Annotated in this window: 12 protein-coding genes; 5 read left to right on the forward strand and 7 right to left on the reverse strand. The window is 64.5% G+C overall.

Features of this window, described 5'->3' with window-relative positions; translation table 11 throughout:
- Positions 1-37 precede the first annotated feature (37 nt).
- Positions 38-991, reverse strand: coding sequence for a LysR substrate-binding domain-containing protein (locus EYW47_RS27870; protein ID WP_133198071.1), 954 nt, complete (start codon positions 989-991; stop codon positions 38-40).
- Positions 992-1,151: 160 nt separating this feature from the next.
- Between EYW47_RS27870 and EYW47_RS27875 the strand changes: the two genes are divergently transcribed.
- The 3 genes from EYW47_RS27875 to EYW47_RS27885 all read left to right on the forward strand — a co-directional run bounded on the left by EYW47_RS27875 (position 1,152) and on the right by EYW47_RS27885 (position 4,445).
- The gene (locus tag EYW47_RS27875; RefSeq protein ID WP_133198072.1) at positions 1,152-2,321 is read left to right on the forward strand and encodes a M20 aminoacylase family protein; all 1,170 of its coding nucleotides are present in this window, start codon (positions 1,152-1,154) and stop codon (positions 2,319-2,321) included.
- A gap of 48 nt (positions 2,322-2,369) precedes the next feature.
- Positions 2,370-3,158 carry an ABC transporter substrate-binding protein gene (locus EYW47_RS27880; RefSeq protein ID WP_133198073.1) on the forward strand — a complete coding sequence of 263 codons (789 nt, stop codon included), beginning with the start codon at positions 2,370-2,372 and terminating at the stop codon, positions 3,156-3,158.
- A gap of 102 nt (positions 3,159-3,260) precedes the next feature.
- A complete protein-coding gene (locus EYW47_RS27885; RefSeq protein WP_133198074.1) occupies positions 3,261-4,445 on the forward strand; it encodes a porin in 1,185 nt (394 codons plus the stop codon).
- A 31-nt stretch (positions 4,446-4,476) separates the two neighbouring features.
- Here EYW47_RS27885 and EYW47_RS27890 read toward each other — a convergent pair whose 3' ends face one another.
- Both EYW47_RS27890 and EYW47_RS27895 read right to left on the reverse strand, forming a co-directional pair.
- Positions 4,477-4,980: a hypothetical protein gene (locus EYW47_RS27890; RefSeq protein ID WP_133198075.1), complete on the reverse strand. Its 504-nt coding sequence runs from the start codon at positions 4,978-4,980 to the stop codon at positions 4,477-4,479.
- Positions 4,981-5,031: 51 nt separating this feature from the next.
- Positions 5,032-5,868 carry an MFS transporter gene (locus tag EYW47_RS27895; protein ID WP_133198076.1) on the reverse strand — a complete coding sequence of 279 codons (837 nt, stop codon included), beginning with the start codon at positions 5,866-5,868 and terminating at the stop codon, positions 5,032-5,034.
- An 81-nt stretch (positions 5,869-5,949) separates the two neighbouring features.
- Between EYW47_RS27895 and EYW47_RS27900 the strand changes: the two genes are divergently transcribed.
- Complete coding sequence (locus EYW47_RS27900) at positions 5,950-6,939, forward strand: LysR family transcriptional regulator (protein WP_133198077.1); 990 nt, start codon at positions 5,950-5,952, stop codon at positions 6,937-6,939.
- A 4-nt stretch (positions 6,940-6,943) separates the two neighbouring features.
- Here EYW47_RS27900 and EYW47_RS27905 read toward each other — a convergent pair whose 3' ends face one another.
- The 3 genes from EYW47_RS27905 to EYW47_RS27915 all read right to left on the reverse strand — a co-directional run bounded on the left by EYW47_RS27905 (position 6,944) and on the right by EYW47_RS27915 (position 11,900).
- Positions 6,944-7,780 (reverse strand): c-type cytochrome, encoded by an 837-nt coding sequence (locus EYW47_RS27905; protein ID WP_133198078.1) that lies wholly within the window; start codon positions 7,778-7,780, stop codon positions 6,944-6,946.
- A 290-nt stretch (positions 7,781-8,070) separates the two neighbouring features.
- On the reverse strand, positions 8,071-8,949 hold the full coding sequence (locus tag EYW47_RS27910) for a LysR substrate-binding domain-containing protein (RefSeq protein ID WP_133198079.1): 879 nt from the start codon (positions 8,947-8,949) through the stop codon (positions 8,071-8,073).
- A gap of 11 nt (positions 8,950-8,960) precedes the next feature.
- The gene (locus EYW47_RS27915) at positions 8,961-11,900 is read right to left on the reverse strand and encodes an FAD-binding and (Fe-S)-binding domain-containing protein (RefSeq protein WP_133198080.1); all 2,940 of its coding nucleotides are present in this window, start codon (positions 11,898-11,900) and stop codon (positions 8,961-8,963) included.
- A gap of 286 nt (positions 11,901-12,186) precedes the next feature.
- Here EYW47_RS27915 and EYW47_RS27920 point away from each other — a divergent pair, with 286 nt between their 5' ends.
- Positions 12,187-12,744: a DapH/DapD/GlmU-related protein gene (locus EYW47_RS27920; RefSeq protein ID WP_133198081.1), complete on the forward strand. Its 558-nt coding sequence runs from the start codon at positions 12,187-12,189 to the stop codon at positions 12,742-12,744.
- 384 nt (positions 12,745-13,128) lie between these two features.
- Here the strand turns inward: EYW47_RS27920 and EYW47_RS27925 are convergent.
- Positions 13,129-13,978: FAD-dependent oxidoreductase (locus EYW47_RS27925; protein ID WP_205710167.1), on the reverse strand; the 850-nt coding region annotated here is incomplete at its 5' end.

Genomic DNA, 13,978 nt, shown 5'->3' on the forward strand with positions numbered 1-13,978 from the left:
GATGGCGCTGCCCGCTCGCTCGGCACGCGCTCTGGGATCAAATCAACATCTTCAATGTCTCGAACAACGCGAGATCATCTTTCTTCGCTGAGCGCGCGTGCCGCCGGATCACCTTCACCAGGCACTCGACGAAACAGACGGCGGCATTGCTCAGCGTGCTGTTGCGTCGGGTGACGACGCTCAGTTGTCGGGGTTCGAATTGTTCGCGCAGTGCAAGCGGAAGGAGCCTGCCGCGCAACGGCGGGACCCGGCACAGGACCGTTGGGCTCCACGTGCACATGTCGGCCTGCTCGACCATCGTTTGCAGCATCGCGACCGATTGTGCGCGTACGATCCGGCGCTCGTCGATCCGTGCGCCGTTTCGCGTGAAGAGATAGTCGATCAAGCCGGCCTGACCGTCGGGCGCGAAGTTGAGCACCCAGTCGTGATCGAGGAGCTCGTGTAGCGAGCGCGCCTGTGCGAGCGGGTGGCCGGCGCGCACCATCACCGACGACTCATAGGTCAGCACCGGCTCGCAGGCGAACTCCTGCACGCCGGCCGCCGCCTGCCATTGTCCGATCGCGAAATCCATGCTGCCGTCGCGCAGATGCGGCTGCGCCACCGACATCAGACCCTCGAGTAGTTCGAGCCGGATCCCCGGCATCAGCTTGCGAAAGAGCAGCACGGTCTCGGCAAGGAACGTGAGCGTCACCCACGGCGTCACGCCAACCATCAGCCTTCCTTCCACACGCCCGCGCAACCGCTCGAGGTCGGTGTGCGCGTGCTCGAGCTGGTTGAGGACGAGCCGTGCATGCGTGAGCAAGACCTTGCCGTGCTCCGTAAAACCGATGCCCTCGGGGGCCCGCACGAGGAGCGGCAGCCGTTCGGTTTCTTCCAGTTCGCGCAGTGCCCGCGTGACGGCCGCCTGCGAGAGGCCGAGTGCGCGCGCCGCGCCGCGGATGCTGCCTGCGTCCGCGCTCGCCACAAGCGCTTCGAGTTGATGGAGCTTCATAGCCGGACGCCATGGGGTGACAACGAATGGTTGTCATCATAACAAACGCGCGGCTGTTCCCCGGCTTTTTCGCTGCATACGATCCGCTTCACGGTGGGTTGTGGCCGTGACCCGTACAAAACGGGCACGGCGCCGATATGTCTGAACGCCTGGAGGGACAGTGAAGCAAATAGGGGTACTACCGGAAATCGCGGCGATCGAGGAAGAAGTGATCGAGATTCGCCGTCGGCTGCATGCGCATCCCGAGCTGGGCTTTCAAGAGCATGCGACCAGTGAGCTGGTTGCAAGCCTGCTCGCCGGATGGGGCTACGACGTGACGCGCGGCGTTGGGGGGACGGGGGTGGTCGGGGTGCTCGAGCGCGGTCGCGGCCGACGCCTGGGCTTGCGTGCCGACATGGACGCGCTGCCCATCCAGGAACGCACACCATTGCCTTACGCCAGTCGAACTGAAGGGGTCATGCACGCGTGCGGGCATGACGGCCACACGGCGATGCTGCTCGCGGCGGCGCGCTGCCTCGCGCAACGCACGGACTGGAAGGGAACGTTGAACCTGATTTTTCAGCCCGCCGAAGAGGGCTTGGGCGGCGCGCGCAAAATGATCGAGGACGGCCTTTTCGAGCGCTTCCCGTGCGATGCCGTGTTTGCCATGCACAACGTGCCCGGGTTTCCGGCCGGGCGCCTGGGCTTCCGGAGCGGGCCTTTCATGGCGTCGGCCGACGAGGTGACGATCCGCGTGGTTGGACGGGGCGGCCATGGGGCGTCGCCGCAGCAGACGATCGACCCGGTCGTCGTCTGTGCGTCGATCGTCATGGTGTTGCAGAGCATCGTCGCGCGCAACGTCGATCCCCGGGAGCAGGCGGTCGTCACCGTTGGCGCCATTCACGCAGGCACCGTGTCCAACGTGATTGCGCCCCACGCGGACCTGCTGTTGAGCGTGCGAGCGCTCTCACCGGAAGTCCGCGCGTTGCTGGAAAAGCGCATTGGCGAGATCGCGCGAGGGCAGGCGGCAAGCTACGGTGCGCAAGTGGAGATCGACTACCAGCACACTTACCCCGTGCTCGTGAATCACGCCGGCGAGACCGAATTCGCGCGGCAGGTGGCGTTGGACTACGGCGGCGCGCAAGCGCTGATCGAGAACCTGCACCCGCTCATGGCAAGCGAGGATTTCGCCTGCATGCTGGAACGTTGCCCGGGTAGCTATCTGTCGATCGGCAACGGCGACACCCATGGCGGCTGTGGGCTGCATCACCCCGAATACGATTTCAACGACGACATTCTTGCGATCGGCGCGAGCTTTTGGGTCAGGCTCGCGCAGCGCGCCCTGCAATGAACTAGAAGGTTTGACCACGGCATTACATCGACAACAGGAGAGACATCAATGAAGAAGTGGACAATGGCATGGTCGCTGGCTTGCGTGGCCATGGCGGCCTCGGCACAGGCGGCGGACTTTGGCGGCAAGGAAATCAGACTCGCGGTCGACCCGACCTATCCGCCGCTCGAATACAAGACGCCGGACGGCAAGCTGACGGGATTTGGCGTCGACATCGCGAACGCGCTGTGTGCGCAGATGCATGCGAAGTGCGTATGGGTGGAGACCAGTTTCGACGGCATGATTCCGGGCCTGCTCGCACGCAAGTTCGATGTGATCTCGTCGTCCATGACGATCACGCCCAAGCGCATGGAGCAGATTGCGTTCTCGAACAAGATTTCGAATGCACCCGCGCGCCTCGTGGTGCGCCGCGGCTCCTCGCTGCTGCCGGACCCCGCAACGCTAAAGGGCAAGCGCGTGGGCGTCGAGCAGGGCACGAGTCAGGAAGACTACGCACGCGCCAGGTGGCAGCCAGCCGGCGTGGAGATTGTCGCCTACCAGAACCAGGACCAGGTCTACGCCGATCTGGTTTCCGGACGGATCGATGCTGCGTTCCAGGCCTCCATTGAAGCCAATGACGGCTTTCTGAAGAAGCCCGAAGGCAAGGACTTCGAGTTCGCAGGGCCGGCCATGGACGACCCGAAGTATTTCGGCCAGGGCGACGGCCTTGGTCTGCGCAAGCAGGACGTGGAGCTGCGCGACGCATTCAATCAGGCACTCGCCGAGATTCTCGCCAACGGCACTTACGCGCGCATCAACAAGAAGTATTTCGACTTCGACATTTACGGCACGAAGTAACGGAGCGAAGCGCGCTCGCGCGAGAGACCGGCCCGCAGGCGGTGAGTACAGTTCGACGCATTGCCTGCGGTGTAATTAGTAAACCTGAATAATGGACATCAAATGAGGAAGATTGTATCGGCTGCCTTGCTGTGCGGCGTGGCCATCCCCGCGTTCGCGCAGAACTCGGTGACGCTCTATGGCGTGATCGATGAGGGGATCGATTTCACCAACAACGTGGGCGGCCACCAGGTCTATGAAATGACGAGCGGCTACGCGCAAGGGAGCCGTTGGGGCTTGAAGGGCTCGGAGGACCTGGGGGGCGGGCTGAGCACCGTCTTTCAGCTCGAAAACGGTTTCAACGCCAGCAACGGTGCGCTTGCGCAGGGTGGGCGCATGTTCGGCCGCCAGGCGTTCGTGGGTCTCGCCAGCGAGCGCTACGGCACGCTCACGTTCGGCCGCCAGTACGATTCCGTGGTCGACTATCTCGCACAGACCACGGCGAACGGGAACTGGGGCGGCTACCTGTTCTCGCACCCCTATGACAACGACAATACGGACAACACGTTCCGTTTGAACAACACGGTCAAATACGCGAGCCCGACGCTCGGTGGCTTCTCGTTTGGCGGCACGTATAGCTTCAGCAACGACACGGGGTTCGCAAATAACCGGGCGATGAGCGCTGGCGCGCAATACTCGGCTGGCGGCTGGCTCCTTGCCGCCGCCTACCTGAGAGCCGACAATCCGACCATGAACCCGGGCGGCGCCATCGCAGGCGCAGGCGGGTCGCTCGGCCCCGACGGCAATTTTGTTTCGTCCACGCTGCAGATCTTCGGAGCGGGCGTCAACTACACAGTCGGCTCGGGGACTGTTGGCTTCGCGTACACGAACACGCAGATCGATCACCCCACGGCGAACGTCGGCTATCTGAGCGGCACGGAAACGATCCAGCCTGTCTCCGGTGCGCTGGCCGGCGGTACGCTCAACGCACTGAAGTATCAGAATTTCGAGCTCAACGGCAAATACCAGTTCACGCCCGCCTTCTTCGTGGGTGCGGAGTACGCCTATACGCTCGAACGTTACGAGGCGACAACGGGCACGGTGAAGCCGGGCATCCACATGTTCGGTCTGATGGCCGACTACAACCTGTCGAAGCGCACGGACGTCTACTTGCAAGGGGTCTATCAGCTCGTGACCGGCGACGCGACGGGCTCGTCACTCGATCGCGCCTACGTGCCCGGCGCGCAGGACCTTTCGTCGACGTCGCGGCAACTGGTCGTGCGCGCTGCGCTTCGCCACACCTTCTGATGTGTGGGCGCGCCAATCTGCTGCGCGCGCCTCAATAGCTCGGCACCCTGCTGGGCTGTGGGCGCAGCAGCAGATAGAAGGCCGTAACGTGCGTAATCATCAGCAGCGGCACGTAGATGACCGGAATCGCGTACGTGGCGCCCAGCTCTCCCGCATGAGCGGGAAGGCCGACCTGGATCGCGTGGTAGTAGTCGAGCAGGAGATCGGTTGTGCCCACAACATTGAAGGCTACGACGAACAACCAGAAGACCGGCCGTACGCGTGCCGTGAGCAACGCCAGTATCGCCAGCACGCCCGTTGCGAAGTCGGCCCAGGCGGCGAACACGGCGAAGCTGGCGGGCAGCTCGGGACTGACGACGCCGGGCAGGATGAAGACCAGCCCGAAGAACCGGAAGCTGTGCAAGGTGGCGATTGCGCGTTGCGCGTCGAATGGGTCCATCGCCTTGAGCTTCGGCCAGACATAAACGCCAAAGCACAGCAGCCAGGCAACGTAGCCCAGAACGAGATGCAACTGGAAAAGAAGCTGCGTAGTCATGTCACCTCCTGTCTGGCGTCGCCAGGCGTGTGAACGAAGAGAGGAAGGGGATCAGCGCTCGCGCCGGCGGATCAACTGGCGCAGTGAAAGCGCGTGCAGCAGGATCGAGCCTGGCACCACGAACGCCGGGGTCAGCACATATGGATACGCGCCGGCGTTAATGCCCGGCACCGCCGGAACGATCAGCTGGAACAGGCCCGGCGCGGTGATCAGCCCCAACGTAATCGCGACGGCAAAATCGGCAAGACCGAGGATGTTCCATGCGATCGCCGCCTTGCGGCCCTGTGCCGTGCCGCTTGCGAGCGCGATGGCCAGGGGCGCGGCGAACAGGCCGGTCAGCAGGTCGCCCGTTCCAGCCGGCAAGGCGAACACCCCGGGCAGCTCGCCATGCAGCCAGGCCGCGAGCGCCCAGCTGCCGAACACCCGGTAAAACTGCAGCCCGACGAGCCAGGCCGCCGGCATCGCGTCGAGCACCTTGCCCACCCGCTTCGAGAACAGCAGCAGCGGCGCGCCGATGATGACCGGCAGGAAGATCGCCATCGGCAGCAACGGCAGCAGGGGCGGGGCGGCGCTCAGGCGAAACGCGCCATGGATCGCCGCGCTCCAGACGATTGCGAACCAAAGCGTGTGCGGGACCAGAATCGCCAGCCAGGTCGTGAGGCGTTGGCGCGGCGTGAGGTCGGTGCTTTCGAGGCCGAGCCACAAGCCGAGTGCGATGAATACCTGGGCGATCAACTGGTGTGCCGTGGTTTGAAAGCCGCTGGCCGGGATGATGGGCTGCCAGTAGATCAATGCAATCCACAGCAGCGTCAACGGCGCGAGCCACAGCAGGATGCGCCAGGCGGGGCGCGGCGCGGCCATGCCGGCGAAAATGGGGGAGGCGTTCATCAGCGGTGCTCCTCAAGAATGCTGGTGCCAGGTGTAACATCGATCTGCGTGAGCGACTATTCATCACAATGTTGACGGGCTATGAAGCAGAACTTCACAGTCAGGCAGGGCGCACTCGATGGCGTGGAGGCATTCCTGAGCGTTGCCAGGCATCGCAGTTTTCGCAAGGCGGCGGCGGAGCTCGGGGTGACGCCGTCGGCCATCAGCCAGGCCGTGCGCGTGCTCGAAGAGCGCATTGGCGCGGCGCTCTTCACACGCACCACGCGCAGCGTCGGCCTGACCGAAGCCGGCGAGCGGTTTCTTTCGCGCGCAAAGCCCGCTTTCGAAGAGCTCGTCGCTGCCAGCGAGGTGGCGCGCGGACTCGGTCAGCGGCCCGCCGGGTTGTTGCGTCTCTCGGTGCCGCGCGCGATCGTGCCTATCTTGCTGGAGCCGCTGATCGCGTCGTTTTGCAAGGCGTATCCCGAGGTCGAGGTGGAGATTGCCGCAAGCAAGGAGCTGGTCGATCTTGCGGCGGAAGGATTCGATGCCGGCATCCGGTTGGGCCAGTTCGTGGAAGCCGACATGGTCGCGGTGCCGATGACACCGCCGTTTCATCTCGTCGTGGTTGGTAGTCCTGCCTATCTGGCGGAGCGCGGGAAGCCCACGCATCCGGACGATCTGCGCCAACACGCCTGCCTGCGCTGGCGGCGCTCCAGCGGCGCGCTCGCGCTATGGTCGTTCGACGATAAGGATAAGGACAACGACAGCGGCGGCGCGATCGAGATCGCTGTGTCCGGCCCGCTCATCGCCAGCGACTTTCCCACCATGCTTGGCGCGGCTATAGAAGGCCTGGGCCTGGCGCAGCTCCCTGAGCCGCTGGCCGCGGGCGCGCTGAAAGCGGGCAAGCTGGTGCCCGTGCTTCAGGCGTACGCGCCGCTCATGCCGGGCGTGTTTCTCTGCTATCCGGGGCGCCGGCAGATCATGCCGAAGCTGCGCGCGTTCATCGATCATGTGAAGAGCCGCACCGCAGGCGATGGCAAGGTCCAGCCGGGCGTTGGCGCGAAGCGCGCCGGGCCGCGCAAAGGTGGCTGAAAGCTCACGGCCCGGCCTTTCGCTGCGCCATGTACGCCAGATAATCGATGATCAACGTGATCTCGCGATCGCTGATCTGATCCGGTGGGAAGGCGGGCATGGTCCGGCCGGGCCAGTCTCGCACCGATGCCGGATTGCGGATGTAGCGGCGCAAGGCGGCGGGTTGGAAGTATTTGACTGGATTCATCGGCACGTTGAGGTCGGGGCCGGTATTCGCGCTGCCCGCGTGGTTGAGCCGATGGCAAGCGAGACACTGGGTGATGAACAGGCTTTGGCCCGCGCGGATGGGATCGGTTGCGGGCAGCGACGCATCGACGGCAAGCGCCGGCCAGCGCGCGGAAGGAGACGGCTGCGTGGCGAGCCGCGCGATCTGGTAAGGCCACTGCTCGCTGCGCACCGATGCCGCTTGCTTGCCGATCCAGACCAGGTAGAACGGTCCCGCGCTGACCTTCTTGCCCGGCAGCGCAGGCCATGGCCGCGCCGGATCCTCCACGGCGAGCCATGCGACGGCCGTTGCGGGATCGCGGTTGCGTACGAGGTCCATCGGCAGTTGCGCGGCGAAGCCGTCGGTCGCGCGCGCCTCGAGCGCGCTGTCCGCGGGTATCGCCGCGCCGTCGAGCAGGTCGGCCAGTGGCACGGCGCGGTAGGTCGTCGAGGTACCGTAGGCGACATCGCGCGGAACGTGAATCTCGGCAGCGTCGGCACGCCCCAGCAATGCACCTTGGCTAAACGACTGGGTCTTGCCGTCTATGGTGAGTTCCATCGTGGGCTGCGCGGCCGCACAACGTCCGGCCAGGCCGATCGTCAGCAGCAGAACCACCAGCAAGATGCGTTTCGGCATGTGTCCTCCATGGAAAGCGGCTTGGCGTCGTCCGGCAATAGCGTGGCCTGACCGGCCGATAAGACGGGACATTTGCTAATATTCTCGCGACGCTAACGGAATACGTGTGGCCCAAGGCAGCATCATAATAGCCGTGCCACACGTTTTCGTTGCGATTGTGTCACCGAACGCGCGACATCCCCCGAAGGCGAAAAATGGAACGCTCCGAGTATGCTCTTGAGGACACGGGCAACCTCGTGCTGCTCGAGCACGTCAACCTCACGATACCGGACCAGCGTCTTGCATTGCCATCACGGCGCGGCGTTCGCGTTGCGCAGCGCGGCGCCGAAGATGCGGATGGCTTCCTGCGTGGCGGGGTCCCGCACGCGCGTATAAACGGCGATCTCGATCGGTGCAAGCGGAGGCAGTCCGAAGCGGTTGCCCACATCCACGGCGCGCGGCGGACGTCCGCGCCGCGTCATGGGCGCGACCGCGAGTCCCGCCATGACCGCGGCGCCAACGGTCCCGATGCCGCCGCCCACGAAGACCTCGGTCCATTTGATGCCGGCTTCGTCGAGTGCCTTCAGCGCATTGGTTCGGACTCCACACGGTGCCGAAAGCGAGGCGATGCGCAGCGGCTCATTGGGGTTGTGCTGCCACTGGGGCGCGGCAAACCAGCCGCAATGCTCGACGAAGAGGCGCTGGGCGTCGCGCCGCGCGGGGTCGCGACGGGCGAACGCGGCGTCGAGTTCGCCCGCGTCGTAGGCCTCGAGCATCTGACTCGAAGCGCCGATCTTGACCTCGACGCGCAACGTGGGATCGTGGCTCGAGACGCGCGCGAGCAGCGGGATCAGCTCGTCGGCGGCGGTGTGGTCGATGATGCCAAGACGCAGGCTGCGCTGCTCGCGCACGTCGATGGCCAGCGCCCGGTCATGGGCGCTCAGCAGTTCGCGCGCGGCCGAGAGAAAGGCCACGCCTTCGGGCAGCAACTGGATGTGCCGGGGCGTGCGCTCCAGCAGGCGCTTGCCGAGCCGCTCCTCGAGCCGCTTGATTTTAAGGCTGATGGCCGATTGCGTCGTGTCCTGCACCTCGGCGGCGCGCGTGAAGCTGCTGAGATCGGCAACCAGCACGAAGGCCTGCACGGCGTCGAGGTCGAGCAGGCGAGCGGAAGGTTGATATGCCGAGCTCATGACGTTTCTCCTCAACCCGGTTCTCGGGTGGCCGCTTCAAGGCTGAAAATGAATGATTCGTACGGCCGGCCGATGGCGTGCCGCAATCCCATCTCGCAGGTCCGGTTGGCGCAGACGTAGGCGTCGGCCTGAACCCCTTCAAGATACGCCTTCTGGTCGCGCGTGGCCGAGACGACCAGTTCTGGGTGCAGCAGCCCGCGGTCGCCGGCCGTGCCGCAACAGGTCGCGCCAACGGGAATGTCGACTTCGCGCGCCATGTGACCCGCCACGCGCTTGAGCGTTTTGGTGAGCTTCAGATGTGACATCGCGCAGGTCGGGTGGATGACAATCTTCCCGAGCGGCGCGTGGACTTCCAGTTCAGGCAAAAGATTCGCGCACCATTCGATTGAATCGATGATCGTAAGCTGTGCGTATTGCGCTTGCATGTCGGGCGACAGCACTTCGTGCAAACCGCTGAGCAGGCCGTGCGTGCATGACGCGGCGTCGACCACGATCGGCAGGCGCCCGGCGTCGCTCCACTTCCAGAGACGCTCGAACACCGTTTCGACCATCAGCTGCCGCGCCGACGCAAACCCCTTCGAGCCGAACGGCGAGGCACAGCAGGTGCCAGCGATGTCTGCGGGGATCCACAGGTGCTTGCCCGCGCGTTTCGACACGGCGATGAGCGCCTCCTGGATCGACAGCGCGTCGTTGGGCGCGTCGGGGTCGCGGCCGAACATACGGTTCACGCACGCCGTGAAGTAGACGGCATCGGCCTGCTCGCGGCGGATGAGCGGCAGCGCACGCGCGGGCTTGGGCATGGGACCGGGCACGGTCGGGACCACGTCGCTGCTGGCGATCAGGCGGGCCGTGCCGGCAACGCCGCGCACCGCGTTCCAGCCCAGCGCCTTGCCCATGTACCGCGCGCCGCGCAGCGCGAGCTTGCTCGCGCGCTCGACACCCTCCCAGCGCTGCGCGACGAAACGCGCCGCGCTCTCCGACGTGGCCGTTTGCGTGGCGTGACGGAACTCGCGCATCAGCTCGCCGGTATTGATCTCGATGGGGCAGGGCAGCGCGCACGTGCCGTCGCCCGCACAGGTCTGAATGGCGTCGTACTGGTACTGCTCCTGAAGCTGCCGGAGCAGGGCCGAGCCTTCCGGCTGGCGGGCCATCTCGCGCCTCACGACGATGCGCTGGCGCGGCGTCATCGTGACATTGCGGCTCGGGCACACCGACTCGCAGAAGCCGCACTCGATGCACAGGCTCGCATTGGCCGTGCTCTCGATGCCGGGCTGCGTCTTGAGTCCCTTGAGATGAATCTGCTTGTCGCGGGTGAGGATCACGTTCGGCGCGAGCACGCCGCGCGGGTCGGCCAGTTGCTTGACTCGCCACATCATCCGGGTCGCGCGCTCGCCCCATTCCTGCTCGAGGAACGGCGCCATGTTCAGGCCGGTGCCGTGCTCGGCCTTGAGCGACCCGTCGTAACGGTTGACGACGAGATCGACAAGTTCGTCCATGAACTGCGCGTATTGCGCGCGTCCGGCTTCCTCATCGAGCCGCGCAGTCAAGGTGAAATGCAGATTGCCGTGCGCTGCGTGACCCGCCACGCCCGGGATGAAGCCATGCCGCCGCAACAGCGCCTGCAAATCGCGCGCGGCGCTCGCGAGCTGGCCGGGCGGAAAGCAGACGTCCTCGACGATCAGCATCGAGCCTGGGGGCCGCTGCTTGCCCACGAGGCCCAGGAGTCCCTCGCGCACGAACCACGCGAGTTCGATCGCTTCCTCGCGGCTCGTGAATGACGGTGGCGTGATGACGTCGGCCGTCGCGCACAGCTCGACGACTTGCGCTTCCATGCGCTCGAGCGTGGCGGCGTCCTGCGTGCCCAGCTCCACCAGCAGGGCGGCCGCTTCGGGGGCGAGCGTGCGCCAGTATTCTGGCGTGCCGGGAAACGCCTCGGCGGCCGCGCGCAAGGCGGGAGCGACCATCAACTCCACGGCCTGCGCGCCCAGCGCCACGAGTGCCGGGACCTGCTCGATGGCGGCGTCGATCGAACGAAACGCGAGCCACGCGACACTGGTGATGGGGGTGCTTGGAACCGTTTCGAACGTGACGTCGGCGATGAATCCTAGCGTGCCTTCCGATCCGATTAGCAGGCGTCTGAAGATTTCGAGCGGCGTGTCGCCGTCGAGAAAGGCGTCGAGCCTCAGTCCATGAGTATTCCGAATCGAATATTTTTTGCGGATGCGTTCGACGAACGCCCGATCGGCCGTGATTTCCGCTTTTAGCTGCATCAGGCCGGCGGCGAGCTCGGGCTCGCGCTGCGCGAATTGGCGTTCCGCGTCGGCGCTCGCCGTGTCGATTTGCGTGCCGGAGGGCATCACGAAGCGCATCGCGCTGACCGTGTGATACGCGTCCTGGCTCACGCGGCAGCGCATGCCGCCCGAATTGTTGCTTACGACGCCACCCAGCGTGCAGACGTTGGCGCTGGCGGGATCGGGGCCGAGCTTGCGCCCGAAGCACGAGAGATGCACGTTCGCATGCGCGAGCAGGGTGCCCGCGCGCGCCTTGAGCCTCATGCCGCCCTTGTCGATGGCGACGATGCCGGCGAAGTGCTTGCGCACGTCGATCAGGATCTCATCGGACTGCGCCTGCCCGTTCAAGCTCGTGCCAGCCGCGCGGAAAGTGGCGTGGCGTCCCGTCTCGCCGCAGAATTTCAGCAGCTTCGCGATGTCGTCGGCGTCGTGCGCTTCGACGACCACCTGAGGGATGAGCCGGTATGGGCTCGCGTCCGACGCATAGCGCACGAGATCGACCACGCGGTGGAGCACGCGCCCGGGTCCCAGCAGGTTTTCCAGCGCGGTTTTCAACGCGGCAGGCGTTCCGTTGAGCAGCGCTTCGGGTACGGCGTCGCTGGTGGCCGCGCCCTCGGGGCGGCCGATTCTGGTGGGGTCCACGGAGAACAGCTTTTTCATGTCGAGCCTGGGGTCTGATCGATTTGCCGATGCCGGCACACCCATGCATTGGGTGTGCAAGTCGAGAAAGTTACCGGCAGGCGGACTTGAGGACTGCAAGAAATCGAACAATTGCGCGCTGGCTGGGCGATGCGCACCGTCGCGCGTCAGGGGGAGCGGGCCGGAGTCGGTCAATCGACAGACAGGGCTGGTTCGTCGACAATCAGGCCGAGCGCCTGGCTATCGCAGCCATTAGTTAGCCTTCAACCAGCGGGAACACCAGATAGCAACTGGAGGGAAACAAAGCATGTCAAATGAGGCTCGCACCAGGATCATTGCCAGGAGAACGCCGGAATCGGCGGCCATGCAGGCAAATGTCAGCCGGGCGATGACGATCACCGCCACGCTCAACCGGTTGACATTCAACGACGCGGATGAAGTCCGGGCCGTGTTCAGCGATCTCATCGGCAAGAAGGTGGACGACAGCTTTTCATTGATACCGCCGTTCTACACCACTGGCGGCGTCGATATCCGTGTTGGGCGCAATGTCTTCATCAATCAGAATTGCACGTTCTATGACCTTGGCGGGATCGACATTGCCGACGAGGTGATGATCGGGCCGAACGTGAGCCTCATCACGTCCGGCCATCCCATTGAACCTTCCCAGCGGCGCAACGGCGTAATCGCCAAGCCCATCGTGATCGAGAGAAACGTCTGGATCGCAGCCGGCGCGATCATTATTGGCGGCGTAACTGTGGGCGAGAACTCGGTTGTCGCGGCGGGATCGGTCGTCGCCAGGGACGTTCCCCCGAATACGCTCGTGGCCGGAAATCCCGCGAAGGTCATTCGTTCGATAGCAGATTGATAGGATGTCTAACTAGGGCGTGTGCTGTCAGCCGTAGTCGGCAACAAACCGCCGTTCACATATGTCGTCGGTCAGACGTTCAAGCGTCGGCTCCCACCTGTAACCGGCCGTTCAATCGTAAAGGACAAACGCTCGTTCATCTTGAGGTTTGTTCGACGCATGCCGGCAAGCGCCGCCGCATACTCACAGTCATGGTGCGCACGGCGGGCACCCAATAACCGACGCGGTAGTGACCACTATGATGGGCGGCTGAAGGGGCGAAATTGGTCACGTGTCGCTACAAGCAAGAATCTGGCAAGAAATGGACGGCCGTACGCTCGCTCACAGGTGTTGCACCGCTTTCGGCCATCACGCTCGCGCCCTGCTGCGCGACACCTGCCGCGTTCAATTGATCTGAAGGGCTTGCAATACCGCGCTCAGCATTGATGTTTCCATCAGATATTCACGGCTTCTATACGGATCGATCGAGAGCGCGTGCATTGTCTGCTGGTTCCGAAGGCGCACGGCGGGGTCGCGCTCGTCCATCAGATTCTTGTTGCGGATGCTGTTCTTCTGCACGACATCGAGCGCTATTGTGCGACGCTGACGCGAATAGAGCTCCAGGGCCTCGTTTGTTGCTCGACCATGCCACACCTCGGCGAGCTTGGACGCCAGATTGCAGGCGTCGTGTACCCCGCCGTTAAGGCCAAAGCCACCGATCGGATTGTTGATATGCGCCGCATCGCCAGCGAGCAGGACGCGCCCCTTGACGAACGTGTCGGCGACGCGCTGATGCACGCGATACGTTCCTGAATAGGCGAGCGTAAATGGCATATCCGCGCCGAGCGTTTCTCGCAACCGCCGCTGCACGCTCTCTGGTTCGAGCAGCATCGCGTCGTCGACATCCACGCTGGCCGGCATCGCGACGCGCCAGAGATCGTCGCCCGTATCGTCGTATAGCTTGAGCACCACGGCCCATGCATCCGGATCCGATATATAGGCGGTACCCGTATAGCCGAGCGCTTCAAGCGGGTCACGCACGTTGGTCACAAGAAATTTTTCGGGCCAGGTGAATCCATCGAAGCTGAATCCGGCTGTCTTGCGCACCATGCTGTGCGCGCCGTCCGCGCCTACTACCCACGAGGCGCGGCTCTCGCGACGGCCGTTCTCCGTCGAAAACACGAGACGCACCGCGTCGTCGCTGGCTTCAACGGATTGGAGCGTTTCGCCAAGGCGGATCTCGACGTTCGGCTGT

This window comes from Paraburkholderia silviterrae (assembly GCF_004353915.1).
Classification (GTDB): domain Bacteria; phylum Pseudomonadota; class Gammaproteobacteria; order Burkholderiales; family Burkholderiaceae; genus Paraburkholderia; species Paraburkholderia silviterrae.